The 454-nt window shown below is 50.7% G+C and carries 1 protein-coding gene; it reads right to left on the bottom strand.

The window, feature by feature from the left end; all coding sequences use genetic code 11:
• Nucleotides 1-454 (bottom strand): hypothetical protein (locus AC1RPK_RS07610; RefSeq protein WP_481769333.1); only part of this gene is annotated, 454 nt, incomplete at both ends.

The raw sequence follows: 454 nt of genomic DNA, 5'->3' as shown, positions 1-454 counted from the left end.
ACGTTGACCGGTGCGAAATCGTCTAGATACAGACGAATATTCTGCCCAACACTCGGAACTACCGGCAGCGGTTTGTTATTGTAAGACCCGTCATTCGTGCAGTTCAAATTCAATCTGTAGTTCGAACCATTCTGCGTAATAGACTGCACTGAGCGGTAGTACCCCTCAGGTGTCTGAACGATCATGATACGGTTGCCGACCGTCAGATCGATACTGTGCATGTACTGAGCGTTAACCTCTATCCACGTACTGGACGATGCCGCAATCGGGAACCACAGCTGACTACCGTACCCACCATCAGTTTGGCGATTTGTCGCGTACTTGTAGTGTGCACTTGCCACGGCCCACTGAGTAGTGGACACTTGTGTCATCAGCGTCGGCTCAGCATCCGCGTTATTCTCATGAACCAAGAGCGCATGGACAAACGGATTCATCATCTGGTTCGGAGGAATGA

The organism is Dellaglioa sp. CoH-55-MRSF-6 (assembly GCF_056782215.1).
Note: the sequence above shows the minus strand (reverse complement) of the source record. Positions and strands in the feature narration are given on the sequence as shown.